The organism is Rufibacter sp. XAAS-G3-1, assembly GCF_013623775.1.
Classification (GTDB): Bacteria; Bacteroidota; Bacteroidia; order Cytophagales; family Hymenobacteraceae; genus Nibribacter.
Genome location: NZ_JABFAM010000008.1, coordinates 209912 through 222600 on the forward strand (window position 1 = coordinate 209912; position 12689 = coordinate 222600).

Sequence of the window (12689 nt, forward strand, 5' to 3'; positions counted from 1 at the left end):
GGTCTGTTTTTCAGAAAACACCGCCAAAACGCAGTATCATCCTTTCCTCCCAGAGGTGAGGCCCTAACAAACAAAGCCATGCAAGTAGAGAAATATAAAATAGACGAATTCAACCACAGCCAGCAGGCAGCGCATACCCGCAAATTTGAGTTTCTGGCCGAAGGCCTTTCAAACGTAGAAGGCGTGCTGCAGAAGCTGGTAGATTTCCAGATCGCCATCCCTTCCTGGGCACTGGGCACCGGCGGAACCCGTTTCGGGCGTTTTTCCGGCGGCGGGGAACCCAGAAGCCTGGAGGAGAAGATGGAGGATGTAGGTTTGCTGCACGCCTTGAACCGCTCCAGCGGCGCCATTTCCCTGCACATTCCCTGGGACATTCCCCAGGACTACAAAGCCACCAAAGCCCTGGCCGCGCAGTACGGACTGAAGTTTGACGCCGTTAACTCCAACACGTTCCAAGACCAGCAGAATCAGGTGCAGAGTTATAAGTTCGGGTCTATGCAGCACGTGGACAAAGGCGTACGCCAACTGGCCATCGACCATAACATAGAGGTAATCAAGCATGGCGTGGAGCTGGGTTCTGAGTCACTGACCGTTTGGTTGGCCGACGGTTCCAGCTTTCCGGGCCAATTGAATTTCCGGAAGGCCTTCCAGAATACGCTGGAGTCGCTGCAGGAAGTGTACGCGGCGTTGCCGGATAACTGGAAAGTGTTTGTGGAATACAAAGCCTTCGAGCCGAACTTCTACTCCACCACCGTGGGCGACTGGGGACAGTCTTTGCTGTACGCGAACAAGCTCGGGCCTAAAGCCTATACGCTGGTAGATTTAGGCCACCATTTACCAAATGCCAACATTGAGCAGATTGTGTCTTTGCTCTTGATGGAAGGCAAGTTGGGCGGTTTCCACTTCAACGATTCCAAGTACGCCGATGATGACCTGACCACCGGCAGCATCAAGCCGTACCAACTGTTCCTGATTTTCAACGAACTGGTGGAAGGCATGGACGCCCGCGGCATGAACCACGCCACGGATCTGGGCTGGATGATTGACGCCTCGCACAACCTGAAAGACCCACTGGAAGACTTACTGCAATCCGTGCAGGCCATCATGATCGCCTACGCGCAGTCCTTGATGGTAGACCGAGTTGCTTTAACGGAGGCCCAGCAAAACAATGATGTGGCCCGGGCCCAGGAAATTTTGCAGGATGCTTTCCGTACCGATGTCCGGCCGTTAGTGGCCGAGGCGCAGGTAAGAGCGGGCGGCGCGGCCAACGCAATACAGTTGTATCGTCAGTTGAAAGTACGTGAGAACCTTATTCAGGAAAGAGGTCTGAAAACCGTATCCTCTGGTTTATAAGCACTCTTCTTTTACCATTAATACACTGCAGTGATGAGAGCATGAAAGCGAACCAATTGCTTTCATGCTCTCATTCACTCATTCTCTCAATCAGTCATTATAGCAGGCATGCAGAAGATACCGGTAATCGCCGTCTTTGACGTAGGCAAGACAAACAAAAAGCTGTTCCTCTTTGATGAGCACTACAGGATAGTGTACGAGCGGTCGGCTAAGTTTACAGAGACGGTGGATGAAGACGGTGACCCTTGCGAGAACCTGGAAAGCCTGCGCTTGTCGGTGTTTGATTCCCTGCGTGACGTGTTCAAGCGGCCCGAGTTTGAGATCAAGGCCATCAACTTTGCTACCTACGGGGCCAGCTTTGTGTACGTAGACGAGGAGGGAAAACCGCTCACCCCGCTGTACAATTACCTGAAACCGTACCCCCAGGAGCTGCAGAAACAATTCTACACCACTTACGGCGGCGAAGAGAAGATCTCAAAAGAAACGGCCTCGCCGGTGTTGGGCAGCTTGAACTCAGGCATGCAACTGTACCGGCTCAAGTACGAACAGCCCGAGGCGTTTAAGCAGGTGAAGTACGCGTTGCACTTGCCGCAGTACCTCAGTTCCCTAATCTCCGGCGAGTTTTACACTGACATCACCAGCATCGGCTGCCACACCAACCTTTGGGATTTCACCAAAGGCGATTACCATGCGTGGGTGGAGCAGGAAGGTTTACTGGAGAAACTAGCTCCAATTAGAAAGGGTGATGAAGCGTTTCCGGCCTCTTTTCCCGGAAATAGCTATAAAGTAGGCATCGGGCTGCATGATAGCTCGGCGGCGCTTATTCCATATCTGGTGAATTTCCAGGAGCCGTTCGCGCTTATCTCTACCGGTACCTGGTGCATCACGCTCAATCCGTTTAACGCCTTGCCGCTTACCGCAGAAGAGTTGAAGCAGGATTGCCTGAGCTATCTGCAGTACAAAGGGAAGCCCGTGAAGGCCTCCCGGTTCTTTGGAGGGTATGAGCATGAGCAGGAGGTGAAGCGCATCGCCATCCATTTTGACATGAGTACGGCCGTGTTCAAAACCGTGGAGTATGACCCTGAGATTATCCAGAAACTACAGCGCGAGCAAAAAGCCTCAAAGGAGTCACAAACGAAAGCAACCGCTTTGCGTACCTCAGGTTTCGCAGAGCGGGATCTAAGTTCGTTTGCCTCGGGCATAGAAGCCTACCACCAGTTCATCATGGACTTGGTACAGCAGCAGGCGGTTTCCAGCAAGTTGGTGCTGCAGGGCACCAATGTCAAGCGGATTTTTGTGGACGGCGGCTTCGGGAAGAATTCCATCTACATGAACCTGCTGGCTTCGCACTTCCCCGAAACAGAAGTGTACGCCGCCTCTTTGGCCCAGGCAACGGCTATCGGGACGGCCATGGCTATCCATCCCATTTGGAATACCAAACCTTTCCCGAACGACATCATTGAATTAAAGTATTACGCGGTAACGCACCAGGAGGCATAATATGACGGTAGGGCTTTTTATCCCTTGTTACGTTGATCAATTTTACCCCAACGCAGCCATTGCTACGCTGGAATTACTGGAGAAGGCCGGGGTAAACGTGGTTTATCCCGTGCGGCAAACCTGTTGCGGACAGCCTATGGCTAACTCAGGCTTTGAACATCTAACCAAAGACTGCAACGAGCTGTTCGTGCAGAATTTTGCTCAGTTTGATTACATCGTATCACCCTCGGGTAGCTGTGTCTTGCACGTCAAAGACCACCTGCATTCAGACACGCACGAAGACCAGGCGCAAGCCATCCGCGGCAAAGTTTATGAGTTAGTGGAGTTCCTGACGGATGTGGTGAAAGTAGAGAAACTGACGGCCCGCTTTCCGCACAAAGTAGGTCTGCACCAAAGCTGCCACGGTCAAAGAGGTTTGGGCTTGGCGCAGATGTCGGAACTGGTGGCACCCGCTTTTTCCAAACCGGAGAAGCTGCTGAGCATGGTGCAGGATCTGGAATTGATTCCGCTGTCCAGAAAAGACGAGTGCTGCGGTTTCGGAGGCACTTTCTGCGTGGCCGAGGAAGCTGTTTCGGTGAAAATGGGAAAAGACCGCGTGGCAGACCATCTACAGCACGAGGCGGAATTCATCACGGGTGCCGATATGAGTTGCCTCATGCACATGGAAGGCATTCTGAGAAGGCAGAAAAGCAAGGTAAAGGTGATGCACATCGCTGAAATTTTAAACGCGCAGGAGGGATGAGTGTAGAAGGACACACCAAAGACCACGCGGCGCTCGCCGATGATTTCAACCAGGACGAGCCCCGCGTAAACTGGCATGACGAGACGCTCTGGTTTATCCGGGAGAAGCGCGACCGGGCCGCCTTCGCTATTCCAGACTGGGAGATGCTGCGTGAGACGGCCTCGCAGATTAAATTTCATACGCTCTCCAACCTGAGCCAGTACCTGGAACAGTTTGAGGCCAACGCCCAGGCTAACGGCATCATTGTGCATTGGGCGGCAGACGCCGAGGAGCATAACCAGATTGTGCATTCCATCCTGCAGAAGCACGGGGTAACCCAAATGGTGAAAAGCAAATCCATGCTCACCGAGGAATGCCACCTGAACGACTACCTGGAGCAGCAGGGCATTGAGGTAATTGATTCAGATTTAGGCGAAAGAATTGTGCAGCTGGCCAAAGAACCACCCAGCCACATTGTGCTGCCTTGCATCCACTTGAAAAAAGAAGAAATCGGCGATATTTTCCACCAGCACCTGGGTACCGAGGCCGGTATGTCTGACCCGCAGATATTGACGGAAACGGCCAGACAACATCTGCGCGAGACGTTCCTTACCCGCAAAGCTGCTCTCACCGGTGTGAACTTCGCCATAGCCGAAACCGGTGAGTTCGTGGTCTGCACCAATGAGGGCAACGCCGATATGGGTGCTCACCTGGCAGATATACACATTGCCAGCATGGGCATTGAGAAGCTAATTCCCAGGCGTTCTGATTTAGGGGTGTTTTTGCGATTACTGACCAGAAGTGCCACCGGCCAGCCCATCACTACCTACTCCAGCCACTTCAAAAAGCCCCGCCCCGGACACGATGTTCATGTTGTGCTGGTAGACAACGGACGCAGCGTGCAATTGGGCCGGGAAGATTTCCGGAACTCGCTCAAGTGCATCCGCTGCGGGGCCTGTATGAACACCTGCCCCGTGTATAGAAGGAGCGGCGGGCACAGTTACCAGAGTGCGGTGGCAGGGCCCATCGGTTCTATTCTGGCCCCCAACCTGGACATGAAGAAGCACGCCGATCTGCCGTTTGCCTCCACGCTGTGCGGCTCCTGCTCCAACGTGTGCCCCGTGAAGATTGACATCCACAACCAGCTCTACAAATGGCGACAGGTGATTGTGAAGGAAGGCTACGCTGACCCAAAGAAGACCTTAGGAATGAAGGCCATGAACATGGTACTGTCTTCGCCCCAGACGTTTAAGCTGTCTGGCAAAGCGGGCCGGTGGTTTATGAAGACCGTTCCTTTCCTGGTCAGCAATAAAATGAACCCCTGGTACAAACAACGCGAAATGCCTCAGCCACCTAAAGAATCATTTGGCGAGTGGTACCGCAGAAACCGGAAATCCAATGAATAGCAGAGAACAGATACTGGCCGCCGTGTCTAAGAACCAGCCTGCCTTGACGCCAATGCCAGAGGTGCCGTTTTTCCAATTAGAAGCAACGGATTTGGTGGAGAAGTTTACCCAGGTAGCGGTGAGTATTGGGAGTGGGGTTTTTCAGGTAGAGAGTTATGAAGAGATTCAGGAGATTCTTTCCAATGATTTCAAAATCCATCACCGGATTATCTCCCATGTGCCGGAGCTGGCACCGTTCGCCGATACCACGCCCCTGGAAGACCGGCACCGGCACCAATTAGAGAACGTGGATCTGGCTATTGTGAAAGGCCACTTCGGGGTAGCGGAAAACGGCGCTTCCTGGGTGACCGAAGAGGTGATGGGATTGCGCGTGGTGCCGTTCATTTGCCAGCACCTGGCCATCATTCTGCCTAAAGACAGCATTGTTCCCTTGATGCACGATGCTTACGCGAGAATTGGAAGCGCGGAATATGGCTACGGTGTCTTTATTGCCGGGCCTTCCAAAACGGCAGACATTGAGCAGTCCTTGGTGCTTGGCGCGCATGGCCCCAGAACGCTGACAGTGTTTTTGATGGGGTAACAGGTAAGTTGAAAAGCCAAAGGCAAAAAGTATAATATTTTCAGACCTGTACCAAAGGAACCCCAAACTAAGTAGCAGGACAAAAGAGAAGAGATAGTTATCTCCTTCAATTACTTGAATAGAATAATATAATTCATTTTCAGCCTACTATAGCATAATCACAGCCAAAATGAAACCTGACAGCTCAGGCCTGGAGGTGGTGATCTTTGGCAACAAAAGATATAGGGAAAGGAAGATGTGCTGTGGCTAAAGCAGCCAATATCCAAGAAAGATAGGGTACTTGGTTCTCGTTCTACTATTCTCTAACAATAATACAGTATCTACCCTGCTTATTCTGATTGCTGAGGTGGAAATGAAAGAGGCACAGTATCAGGAAGTTTAGTGACAATTAAGCTAATGTTCCAAATATTGGGTGAACATACATGAATAGGGAATATTTTATAAAAAAAGGAATGTTGAGCTATGGATTCACCCAAACAAATAATAGCTATTGCTTCAAGGTATGGTATTGTAATACAACATACATTCTCTGACCTATACTCAGCAATTATATTTCTAAAAAAAGGAGCAAGAGAAGGCAAGCACTTGGCATTAGGGGCCTTTGATCCCTCCAATGGGGTGGTTTATACCTTAGATGATCTTAGTGCTGATCCCTCGCCTAAAGTGCTGAATGAAAGCTTGAAGAACTTCATTGATATGGGAATAAATGCTTTGAGGGTAGAGGTGTATTAGGCAATTGCTAGCATTATTTTTAGAAACAGGTAACGGCTCAATATGGTGTTGCAGATCATGGCAACGGGATCTGCCAACTGGCACAAGTTTACTGTAGTGGTGGGCAGAATGGAAATCCTCAGCTCCAAAGGATTGCACCCGGTCAACCCAGAAAGTGTGGTGAGCAACGTAGTAGACAATTTCCGGTTGAGCCAACAAACGCTGACTTCGCTACACTGATGCTTTGGAAAATCTGGCGAGAAATGGACGGATGCGGAGTTGCAATCTGTGAAAGAGAGGCTCACCTTCTTTGCGCCCCGGGTAGTCAACTTAGCTTGACAGCCGCGAACGGCAACCTGCGGGGCAACTTAAAGCAGTTTCAGGAGGAGAAAAAAGGTTGCCCTGTTGTTTTTCGGGTGTTTTCAGGAAAACGATGCTAAAACAATTCTTGCGTAAGAAGGTATTGCTATAGCAGGCTATCTTGGAACCAAAACCAACTTTACCATGACTTCATCGTCCTTCAGGTAGAAGACGGTACCCAAGTGGGGGCGTATGCCGCCTTGCCGTGAGGAAGTTTCTCTTTGGCCGAACACTATTAAATACAGACCCATGGATTTGAAAAAGAAGATCTTAAAAATGCTGTACCCGCTTATTATGCGGTTGTCTAAATCAACCGCGAAGGGCAGGGTGTTGAAGAACGAGAAGAAGGTGGCACCTGTCCAGCCGTTTTACGCATTGAAAGCCGTGATGAACAATGGCGCACCGCTTGATTTCAGCCAGTTCAGGGACAAGAAAGTACTGCTGGTGAATACGGCCTCTAACTGCGGCTACACCGGCCAATATGAAGAATTGCAGCAATTGCACGAGCAGCAGAAGGATTCTTTGGTGATCATCGGGTTTCCGGCCAATGATTTCAAGGAGCAGGAGAAGGACACTGATGAAACCATCTCGCAGTTCTGTCAGGTGAACTTCGGGGTGACGTTTCCCTTGGCCAGGAAAAGCGTGGTGGTGAAAAGGGAAGATCAGCACGCGGTGTACAACTGGCTTTCTGATGCCCGGAAGAATGGCTGGAATGAGCACGAACCAGATTGGAACTTCAGCAAATACCTGATAGATGAGCAGGGCGTTTTAACGCATTATTTTGGGCCGGCTATCTCTCCCGTGGGGGAAGAAATCACGGCTGCGCTCCGGCAGAAAGCTACGTAGTAAAGCTCTAATCCGATCATAGAATAGCCCCTAAGCGCCAGATGTTGCCAGAGTTTAGGGGCTACTTTTCTGATTTCGGCCTTAAACCAGGCCAAGGTGGCTTTCAGGTTCCCCATCCAAATCACGGCTCTTTATATTATACCAAATCCCATAGGGCATCTTCCATCACTGGTGATATACCCCCTGGCGCAAGCGTCTGCATAAACCTTTGTCTACAGAGAATTTCTGTTTTCAGGCTATTTCCTGAAAATCGGCCCGGAAACGGGGGCATAAGCCTCTTCTTGCGCTAGGCTAGAGGTATCTCCGCGTTGCTTCTGGGGCAGGTGGTGGAGCTTCTGTTTCGGCAAAGCGGTAGAGGTGGTAGCTTTTGAAATTGCTGCTTTCAACCTTTCAGGAACGGGAAATAGCGTTCCTGAAAGGTAAGTCATTGATTCTAAAAGTGTTCAATATTTTTGATAAAAAGTGGCAGGTCAGTACTTGTACCAATAAGTTCCTGGAAAAGTACCTCTTATTTTTTGCAACTTCGTTTGAGCCTACCAAAATTAGGAGTAATTTTGCAGCTTCATTCGGCTAGCACTTCTCCTCATGAATCCTACGGTTAAGATTTTCTCCGGTACCGCCTCAAGATACTTTGCTGAAAAAGTGGCGGATGCCTATGGTTTGCCCCTGGGTGACCTGACTGTGCAGCATTTCTCTGACGGAGAGACTTCTGTGCACTTCAATGAGTCTGTACGGGGCTGTGAGGTGTTTTTGATTCAATCCACTTTTCCGCCGGCAGATAACTTGTTTGAGTTGATGCTGCTGGTAGATGCCGCCAAAAGAGCTTCGGCGCACAAAGTGATTGTGGTGATGCCGTACTACGGCTACGCCCGCCAAGATAGAAAAGACAAGCCGCGGGTGTCCATCGGGGCCAAAGTGATGGCCAACGCCATTCAGTGCGTAGGGGCTGACCGCTTAATGACCTGCGACTTACACGCCGGGCAGATCCAGGGCTTCTTTGATATTCCGGTAGACCACCTGGATGGTTCGGCCATCTTTGTGCCGTACCTGCGCAGCCTGGACTTAGGCCAGGATTTGATTTTCGCCTCGCCAGATGTGGGAGGGGTGGTAAGAACCAGAAGCTTCGCCAAGGTCTTTGGGGTAGAGATGGTGGTCTGCGACAAACACCGGAAACGCGCCAACGAGATTGCCTCTATGCAGGTGATTGGCGATGTGGAGGGCATGGATGTGGTGCTGGTGGATGACTTGGTAGACACGGCCGGAACCATTACCAAAGCCGCGGAGTTGTTGCGTGACAAAGGCGCGAAAAGCGTACGGGCCATTGCTACCCACGGGGTGTTGTCTGGCCCGGCGTATGAGCGTATTGAGAGTTCTGTGTTAGAAGAGTTGGTGATTTCAGACACTATCCCGTTGAAGCAGCAGAGTCCTAAAATCAAAGTGTTAACGTTCTCTGACCTGTTTGCCCGGGCCATCAGCAACGTGGTAACCCATGATTCTATCTCCTCGCTGTTTATCTAGTCTCTAGTGGTTAGTTGTCAGTGATTAGTTGTCAGTGATTAGTTGTCAGTTGTCAGTCTGAAATAGGAATACGGTTACCCTCCAGCAGAAAGGCTACTGCTGTAGCAAGGAACAAAAAAGAGGTCTTGTGTCTTGCATCTTGATACTTGTGTCTTTTTTAAGAGTTTTTTCATTTTTTATTTATATTCATTTTTATGCAAAGCTTAGAGATTATAGGGTTTAAAAGAGCAAATCTCGGTAAATCCGAAGCCAAAGCGCTTCGTGAGGAAGCTCAAGTTCCATGTGTGTTGTACGGTGGTTCAGAGCAAGTTCATTTCTCATCACCCGCTATCTTGTTCCGTGACTTGGTTTACTCTCCAGAGGTGTACCAGGTTGACTTGAACATTGAAGGCACGCACTACAAAGCCATCATGCAAGACCTGCAGTTCCACCCGGTAAACGAAATGTTGCTGCACGTGGACTTCCTGTTACTGCAAGACGAGAAAGAAGTGAAAGTTGATGTGCCGGTACGCTTCGTGGGTACTTCTCCGGGCGTAATGGCCGGGGGTAAACTGGTGACCAAGCTGCGCAAGCTGCGGGTGAAAGCACTTCCTGCTAACCTGCCAGATTCAATTCCGGTTGACATCTCTGACCTGGAGTTGGGTAAGTCAATCAAAGTGAACAAAATCACTCCTGAGAACTACACCATCCTGACCAACCCACTTTCACCAGTGGCCACGGTAACCATCCCAAGAGCTCTGAAAAGCGCTCAGACCGAAGAGAAAAAAGGCGGCAAGAAATAATTCCTGCTTCTTGGGAGTCTTTGGAAATCCTGTTCTGCCCCGGCAGGGCAGGATTTTCTGTTTTAAGCCCGTTTTAGCAAAATCAACGGGAAACATGCCGGGAAGAGGACTGTATCTAAAGCTAAATGGTAGGGCAAACCCTTGGAGGTGGCCCAATTAGGAGGAAACCACACCCATTTCAGGGTTTCTTTCCCAAAAACAGGCTAAAAACGCTTTTCTCCCATAGTTAATGCTGATCTGGAAGGCGTGCGGACACAAGCGGATGCTTGCACCAGAAACTTTCATCTTTTCATAGAAGGAGGTTCTGAGGCTGTTTTTCTGAAATCACCCCAAAAACGCTTTTCTCACCACATCTGCCACGCGCTCCAGATCTGAAGCAGTCAAGTTGGAGCCGGAAGGGAGGCACAGCCCACGGGCGAAGAGGTCATCACTCACATGGTTTCCGTAATAGTCACAGCCGCGGTACAAAGGTTGCCGGTGCATGGGGTACCAGAGCGGGCGGCTTTCCATGTGGGCGGCTAACAACCGGAGGCGAAGCGCTTCTGGGGTAAGTAAACAGCCTTTTTGGATGGTGACACACGTGAGCCACCGGTTGGAGTGAAATCCTTCGGGTTCCAGGGGCCATTCCAGTTCTTCCACGTCTTCCAGTAACTGCCGGTACGTGTCAAATACCTTTCTTTTTTGCTGGATTCGCTCTTCCAGAACTTCCATCTGTCCACGGCCAATGCCCGCCGTGATGTTGCTCATGCGGTAGTTGTAGCCCATGGTGGTATGATGGTAGTGCGGTAAGTTATCTTTGGCTTGCATGGCCAGCCAGCGGGCCTGTTCTATCAGTTCAACATCATCAGAAACCAACGCTCCACCGCCGGAAGTGGTGATAATCTTGTTTCCGTTAAACGAGAAAACACCCATCTTCCCGAAGCTTCCCAGTAATCGTCCGTTATATCTGGAACCCAAGGCTTCGGCGGCGTCTTCAATAATGGGAACCCCGTACCGCTGGGTCATCTCCTGAATTTCCTGCAGGCGGGAAGGCATGCCGTAAAGGTGCACCAACATCAGAGCTTTAGGAAGTTTGCCTTTCTTCTGGCGGTCTCGTAAGGCATCTTCCAGGGCAGTAGGGCAGAGGTTCCAGGTAGTGGGTTCGCTGTCAATGAGAACCGGGGTGGCGCCAACGTACCGGATGGGGTTGGTGCTGGCTACAAAAGTGAAAGTGGAGCAAAAGACTTCATCGCCAGGGGCAACACCCAAAGCCAGCAAAGCCAGGTGCAGGGCGGCGGTGCCCGAAACCAATGCCGCAACGGCGGAGACCCCGGTATAGGCGGCTAGTTCCTGTTCAAAACCGTTGACGTTGGCTCCGGCCGTGGTAATCCAATTCTGCTCGAAGGCTTGTTGAATATAGTGCTGTTCTCGGCCTCCCATGTGCGGAGGCGAGAGGTAGATAAAATCTGGGGTTTGGCTCATGCAAGCTGTTCAATGATACGGGCTGGCACCCCCACGGCGGTGCAGTAACTGGGCAAATCTTTCGTGACTACGGCACCTGCGCCAATGGTGGTGAAAGCCCCTATTTTCTGGTTCTGTAAGATGGTGCTGTTGGTGCCGCCGTACACGCCAGTACCCATCTTCACGCAGCCGCTTACCGCCACTTGGGGCATAAGGGAGCAAAAATCACCAATCACCGCATTATGCCCAATAGTACAGGCCAGGTTCAATAGTACATGCCTGCCCAGCGTGACATTGGTGGTAAGCACGCAGTTCTGGCAAACAATAGTGCCCTCACCCAACTTATTTCCCTGCTCCGGCCTACAGATTACCGAAGGGTGCACCAACACCGGAAAATGAATGTGTGGATTTATTAATCTATCGGCCACATCGGTTTTGGCTTGGCAGTTTCCAATAGCCAATACGGCGTTCAAAGGGCTTTCAATGGAGTTTAAGTCCTCTACGGTGCCCAGGTACGGGTAACCACAGATCTCAGGTTGGGTGGGAGAAGCATCGTCATAAAAACCTGTTATTTCCCATTTAGGCGAGACATGGTTGATCTGGTGAAGAAGCATCAGCACCTCGCGGCCTAGGCCGCCGGCACCAACAATCGCGATTTTCTGTTTTTCCAAGGTCATAGGGAAGAAGTATTAGAGGAGCCGGTAAAGCGCTCCATGGTGGCGGTGCCCGGGGCCGAGATGCCTTCGGGTTTAATCAAATGCTTGACGGTGCGCCACAGAATAAGCGCATCTACCCGCAGAGACACGTGCTCTACGTACCATAGGTCATGCCTGAATTTCTCTTCCCAACGCAGCAGGTTTCGGCCGTTGACCTGGGCCCAACCCGTCATGCCGGGTTGCACCTCGTGCCGACGCGCCTGCTCGGGGGAGTAAAGCGGGAGGTACTCCATAAGCAACGGCCGCGGCCCTACCACGCTCATCTGCCCTCGTAACACGTTCAGTAGCTGAGGTAGTTCGTCCAGCGAGGTCTTCCGGATGAATTTTCCCAAAGGCGTGAGCCGCTGGGCATCGGGCAGCAGGTTTCCGTGCAGGTCGCGCGCCGGCGTCATGGTCACGAATTTATAGAACGTAAATGGTTTTCCGTGCAAACCCGGGCGTTGCTGCCTGAACAGAACTTGTCCGTCAAACCCTACCCACAGCACCACCGCTACCAGCAGCATGACCGGCCAGAGCAGCAATAGCGCACTGCCCGCCAAAGACAAATCTAACAAGCGTTTCCCGTGGGGCAGATAGGGCATAGATGGTTGACAGTTGTCAGTTATTAGTGTTGCGGTTTATAAGAGAATCAGAAGTAGAACCTGCGGTACTAAACCGTGCTGCTTTTTTGGTCTGTTTTCAAGAAAACATCTGAAAACCCGAAAGGTACCAATTTAGCCGTACATCTGCCAGAAGCCATTGGTGCAATGGCTGAAA

Annotated in this window: 13 protein-coding genes; 10 read left to right on the plus strand and 3 right to left on the minus strand. The window is 51.0% G+C overall.

Annotated features, from left to right (window positions below; all coding sequences use genetic code 11):
• The first annotated feature begins 78 nt into the window (after window positions 1–78).
• The 10 genes from HHO50_RS11030 to HHO50_RS11075 all read left to right on the plus strand — a co-directional run bounded on the left by HHO50_RS11030 (window position 79) and on the right by HHO50_RS11075 (window position 9777).
• On the plus strand, window positions 79–1353 hold the full coding sequence (locus tag HHO50_RS11030) for a sugar isomerase (RefSeq protein WP_181306090.1): 1275 nt from the start codon (window positions 79–81) through the stop codon (window positions 1351–1353).
• Between the two features lie 108 nt (window positions 1354–1461).
• On the plus strand, window positions 1462–2853 hold the full coding sequence (locus HHO50_RS11035; RefSeq protein ID WP_181306092.1) for an FGGY-family carbohydrate kinase: 1392 nt from the start codon (window positions 1462–1464) through the stop codon (window positions 2851–2853).
• A 1-nt stretch (window position 2854) separates the two neighbouring features.
• Window positions 2855–3595 (plus strand): (Fe-S)-binding protein, encoded by a 741-nt coding sequence (locus HHO50_RS11040; protein ID WP_181306094.1) that lies wholly within the window; start codon window positions 2855–2857, stop codon window positions 3593–3595.
• The gene (locus HHO50_RS11045; RefSeq protein WP_181306095.1) at window positions 3592–4980 is read left to right on the plus strand and encodes a lactate utilization protein B; all 1389 of its coding nucleotides are present in this window, start codon (window positions 3592–3594) and stop codon (window positions 4978–4980) included. The genes HHO50_RS11040 and HHO50_RS11045 overlap by 4 nt, the downstream gene beginning before the upstream one ends.
• On the plus strand, window positions 4973–5560 hold the full coding sequence (locus tag HHO50_RS11050) for an LUD domain-containing protein (RefSeq protein WP_181306097.1): 588 nt from the start codon (window positions 4973–4975) through the stop codon (window positions 5558–5560). Before HHO50_RS11045 ends, HHO50_RS11050 begins: the two co-directional genes overlap by 8 nt.
• Before the next feature lie 462 nt (window positions 5561–6022).
• Window positions 6023–6292, plus strand: coding sequence for a hypothetical protein (locus HHO50_RS11055; protein ID WP_181306098.1), 270 nt, complete (start codon window positions 6023–6025; stop codon window positions 6290–6292).
• A gap of 57 nt (window positions 6293–6349) precedes the next feature.
• On the plus strand, window positions 6350–6511 hold the full coding sequence (locus tag HHO50_RS11060; protein WP_181306100.1) for a hypothetical protein: 162 nt from the start codon (window positions 6350–6352) through the stop codon (window positions 6509–6511).
• Window positions 6512–6880: 369 nt separating this feature from the next.
• Window positions 6881–7477 (plus strand): glutathione peroxidase, encoded by a 597-nt coding sequence (locus tag HHO50_RS11065; RefSeq protein WP_181306101.1) that lies wholly within the window; start codon window positions 6881–6883, stop codon window positions 7475–7477.
• 585 nt (window positions 7478–8062) lie between these two features.
• Window positions 8063–8995, plus strand: a complete 933-nt coding sequence (locus tag HHO50_RS11070) for a ribose-phosphate pyrophosphokinase (protein WP_181306103.1) — start codon at window positions 8063–8065, stop codon at window positions 8993–8995.
• A 194-nt stretch (window positions 8996–9189) separates the two neighbouring features.
• On the plus strand, window positions 9190–9777 hold the full coding sequence (locus HHO50_RS11075; protein ID WP_181306104.1) for a 50S ribosomal protein L25/general stress protein Ctc: 588 nt from the start codon (window positions 9190–9192) through the stop codon (window positions 9775–9777).
• A 324-nt stretch (window positions 9778–10101) separates the two neighbouring features.
• Here the strand turns inward: HHO50_RS11075 and HHO50_RS11080 are convergent, their stop codons facing one another.
• The 3 genes from HHO50_RS11080 to HHO50_RS11090 are packed head-to-tail and all read right to left on the minus strand — an operon-like array spanning window position 10102 to window position 12514.
• Window positions 10102–11238 (minus strand): DegT/DnrJ/EryC1/StrS aminotransferase family protein, encoded by a 1137-nt coding sequence (locus tag HHO50_RS11080; protein ID WP_181306106.1) that lies wholly within the window; start codon window positions 11236–11238, stop codon window positions 10102–10104.
• Window positions 11235–11894: an acetyltransferase gene (locus HHO50_RS11085; RefSeq protein WP_181306107.1), complete on the minus strand. Its 660-nt coding sequence runs from the start codon at window positions 11892–11894 to the stop codon at window positions 11235–11237. Before HHO50_RS11085 ends, HHO50_RS11080 begins: the two co-directional genes overlap by 4 nt.
• On the minus strand, window positions 11891–12514 hold the full coding sequence (locus HHO50_RS11090) for a sugar transferase (protein ID WP_181306109.1): 624 nt from the start codon (window positions 12512–12514) through the stop codon (window positions 11891–11893). The genes HHO50_RS11085 and HHO50_RS11090 overlap by 4 nt, the downstream gene beginning before the upstream one ends.
• Between the last annotated feature and the right edge of the window lie 175 nt (window positions 12515–12689).

Excerpts from the sequence above, each read along its gene's own strand:
- HHO50_RS11030 (WP_181306090.1), top strand. The coding sequence starts at position 79 with ATGCAAGTAGAGAAATATAAAATAGACGAATTCAACCACAGCCAGCAG.
- HHO50_RS11035 (WP_181306092.1), top strand. The coding sequence starts at position 1,462 with ATGCAGAAGATACCGGTAATCGCCGTCTTTGACGTAGGCAAGACAAAC.
- HHO50_RS11040 (WP_181306094.1), top strand. The coding sequence starts at position 2,855 with ATGACGGTAGGGCTTTTTATCCCTTGTTACGTTGATCAATTTTACCCC.
- HHO50_RS11045 (WP_181306095.1), top strand. The coding sequence starts at position 3,592 with ATGAGTGTAGAAGGACACACCAAAGACCACGCGGCGCTCGCCGATGAT.
- HHO50_RS11050 (WP_181306097.1), top strand. The coding sequence starts at position 4,973 with ATGAATAGCAGAGAACAGATACTGGCCGCCGTGTCTAAGAACCAGCCT.
- HHO50_RS11055 (WP_181306098.1), top strand. The coding sequence starts at position 6,023 with ATGGATTCACCCAAACAAATAATAGCTATTGCTTCAAGGTATGGTATT.
- HHO50_RS11060 (WP_181306100.1), top strand. The coding sequence starts at position 6,350 with ATGGCAACGGGATCTGCCAACTGGCACAAGTTTACTGTAGTGGTGGGC.
- HHO50_RS11065 (WP_181306101.1), top strand. The coding sequence starts at position 6,881 with ATGGATTTGAAAAAGAAGATCTTAAAAATGCTGTACCCGCTTATTATG.
- HHO50_RS11070 (WP_181306103.1), top strand. The coding sequence starts at position 8,063 with ATGAATCCTACGGTTAAGATTTTCTCCGGTACCGCCTCAAGATACTTT.
- HHO50_RS11075 (WP_181306104.1), top strand. The coding sequence starts at position 9,190 with ATGCAAAGCTTAGAGATTATAGGGTTTAAAAGAGCAAATCTCGGTAAA.
- HHO50_RS11080 (WP_181306106.1), bottom strand. The coding sequence starts at position 11,238 with ATGAGCCAAACCCCAGATTTTATCTACCTCTCGCCTCCGCACATGGGA.
- HHO50_RS11085 (WP_181306107.1), bottom strand. The coding sequence starts at position 11,894 with ATGACCTTGGAAAAACAGAAAATCGCGATTGTTGGTGCCGGCGGCCTA.
- HHO50_RS11090 (WP_181306109.1), bottom strand. The coding sequence starts at position 12,514 with ATGCCCTATCTGCCCCACGGGAAACGCTTGTTAGATTTGTCTTTGGCG.